Origin of the sequence: Dietzia sp. Cai40 (assembly GCF_014145165.1) — a bacterium.
Lineage (GTDB): Bacteria > Actinomycetota > Actinomycetes > Mycobacteriales > Mycobacteriaceae > Dietzia > Dietzia natronolimnaea.
This window is the reverse complement of the sequence record NZ_JAALEB010000193.1, coordinates 1-2,852: the sequence shown is the minus strand read 5'-3', so window position 1 is coordinate 2,852 and position 2,852 is coordinate 1. Positions and strand designations below refer to the sequence as shown.

Below are 2,852 nucleotides of genomic sequence, written 5' to 3'. Positions count from 1 at the left end.
CCGCCGCCGGACCGTTGACCGCGGCGATCACCGGGACCGGGGCGGTCAGCACCGCCCGCACCAGCTCGGCGGCGCTGGTCATGGTGGCCTCGGGGCTGGGCGCCTCGTCCGTCCCGGCCCCGTCCCGGATGGCCTGCAGGTCCGCCCCGGTGGTGAACGCCCCGCCCTCGCCGGCGAGCACGATGACTCTGGTGTCGGGGTCCAGGCTCTGCTCGGAGATGATCTCCACCAGTGCGCTCACCGTCGGGTGGTCGAGCGCGTTCATCCGGTCGGGTCGGTTGATGCTGATAGTCGCGACACCCAGGTCGTCGCGGTCGACCATGACCGCGTCCCGGCCCGTGGGGGTCATCGGACCGTCTCCGCGGCGGCGACCATGCCGGCCAGCCGGTCGGTGATGATCGACTCGGCCTCGGCCATCATGCGGTCGACCAGCTCGGCCGCGGTGGGCACGTCGTCGATCAGGCCCTGGCACTGACCCGCCGACCAGATGCCGGCGTCCAGGTCGCCGTCTTCGAAAACCTTGCGGCCCCGGGCCCCGGCGACGAGGTGCTGGATGTCGGAGAACTCCACGCCCTCGGCCTCCCTGGCCACCACTTCCGCCGAGACGGCGTTCGCCGCGACCCGCGCGGTGTTGTGCAGCGTGCGGAAGATGAGCGTGGTGTCGAGCTCGGAGTTGGCGACGATCTGCTGCTTGACCTGGTCCGCGACCGGCGATTCGGCCGTGCACATGAACCGCGTCCCCATGTTGGCACCGTCGGCCCCCAGGGCCAGTGCGGCCACGAGGCCGCGGGCGTCGGCGATGCCTCCGGACGCCAGCATCGGGATGGTCAGCCGGGCCGCCGCGGCGGGGATGAGCACCAGACCGGGGACGTCGTCCTCACCGGGATGTCCGGCGCACTCGAAGCCGTCGATGGAGACGGCGTCCACGCCGAGCTTCTCAGCCTTGAGTGCGTGCCGCACGGAGGTGCACTTGTGGATGACCTTGACGCCGGCGTCGTGGAAGACAGGGAGATGGTCCTTGGGGTTGGACCCGGCGGTCTCGACGATCTTCACGCCCGACTCGACGATCGCCTGGCGGTACTCCGCGTACGGGGGCGGCGTGATCGACGGGAGGATCGTGAGGTTGACCCCGAAGGGCTGGTCGGTCATCTCCCGGCACCGGGCGATCTCGCGGACCAGGTCCTCGGGCGTCGGCTGGGTGAGCCCGGTGATGATTCCCAGCGCCCCCGCCTCGGACACGGCGGCCGCGAGTTCGGCGCGGCCGACCCACATCATGCCGCCCTGGACGATCGGATGACGGACGCCGAACTCCTCGGTGAAGCGGGTACGGATCACGGCTGGACCTCCTCGTAGGTGCCGCCGGAGGCGGCCTTGGACCGCAGGGACTCCGGCGGGGTGAAACGGTCCCCGTAGCGTTCGGCGAGCTCCTCGGCGCGGGCGACGAAGCCGGGCAGGCCGCCCGGGTACTGGTCCATGTAGCGGGCGACGCCGCCGGTCCAGCCCGGGAAGCCGATGCCCAGGATCGAGCCGACGTTGGCGTCGGTGGTGGTCTCCAGCACGCCCTCGTCGAGGCACTTGACGGTCTCGATCGCCTCGGCGAACAGCATCCGGTCGATCGCGTCCTGCAGCGGGATCTCGGTGGCGGGGCCGAAAGCCTCCGCCAGGCCCGGCCAGAGTCCGGAGCGCTTGCCGTCGGTGTACTCGTAGAAGCCGGCGCCGGTGGAGCGGCCCTTGCGGTCGTACTCGTCGATCATCGTGTCGAGTACGGCGTTGCCCGGGTGGTCGGGCAGCGGCCGGCCCTCTGCCTCGGCCGCCTGGCGGGTCTCGTCACGGATCTTGCGGGGCAGGGTCAACGTGAGTTCGTCCATCAGCGCGAGCACCGGCGCCGGGTAGCCGGCCTGCGAGGAGGCCTGTTCGACGGTGGGCGCGGGGACGCCCTCGGCGAGCAGCGCCATGCCCTCACTGGTGAAGGTCCCGATGACCCTCGAGGTGAAGAACCCGCGGGAGTCGTTGACGACGATGGGGGTCTTGCCGATCTGCGCGACCAGTGCCAGGGCGCGCCCGAGGGCATCCTCCGAGGTCTCGGCGCCCTTGATGATCTCGACCAGCGGCATCTTGTCGACGGGCGAGAAGAAGTGCAGGCCGATGAAGTCGGCCGGCCGGTCCACGCCGCCCGCGAGCATGGTGATGGGAAGGGTCGAGGTGTTGGAGCACAGCAGCGCGTCCGGGGCGATGTGCGGCGCGATCTCCGCGAACACCGTCTCTTTGACCTTCGGGTCCTCGAACACGGCCTCGATGACGGCCTGCGCACCGGAGGCGGCCGCGGCGTCGGTGGTGGGGGTGATGCGCGCCAGGAGCGCCTCGCCCTTCGCCTGCGCGGCGTCCCGGGCCTCGCCCTCGGCGGCGCGGGCGACGGTCTTGGCGACGAGCTTCTCCGAATAGCCCTTGCCCCGCTCGGCGGCGGACTGGTCGATGTCCTTGAGGACGACCTCCATACCGGCCTTGGCGCACACGTAGGCGATCGCCGCGCCCATCATCCCGGCGCCCAGGACCACGACCTTGGTGATCGGTTCGCGGTCAGCCGACCCGTACGCCTTCGCGAGCCCGTTGGCCTTCTGCAGGTCGAAGAAGAACGCGCGGATCATGTTCTTGGCGGTCTGCCCGGTGGCGAGTCCGGCGAAGTAGCGGGCCTCGATCGCCTGGGCGGCGGCGAAGTCCACCCCGGCGCCCTCCACGGCCGCGGCCATGATCGCGACGGGGGCCGGGTACGGCGCGCCCTTGAGTTGCTTGCGCAGCATCGCGGGGAACGCGGGGAGGGTGGCGCCGAGCGCCGGGCTCGACGGCGTGCCCCC

The 2,852-nt window shown here is 71.4% G+C and carries 3 protein-coding genes; all 3 read right to left on the bottom strand.

Annotated features, from left to right (window positions below; genetic code table 11):
* The coding region (locus G6022_RS08480; protein ID WP_182691359.1) for an enoyl-CoA hydratase/isomerase family protein at positions 1–349 on the bottom strand (349 nt) is incomplete at its 3' end.
* Entirely contained in the window at positions 346–1,332 is a 987-nt protein-coding gene (locus tag G6022_RS08475; protein ID WP_182616474.1) for a nitronate monooxygenase family protein, read from the bottom strand. The genes G6022_RS08475 and G6022_RS08480, both read right to left, overlap by 4 nt.
* A partial coding sequence (locus tag G6022_RS08470) for a 3-hydroxyacyl-CoA dehydrogenase NAD-binding domain-containing protein (protein WP_182691357.1) occupies positions 1,332–2,852 on the bottom strand: 1,521 nt, incomplete at its 5' end. The genes G6022_RS08475 and G6022_RS08470, both read right to left, overlap by 1 nt.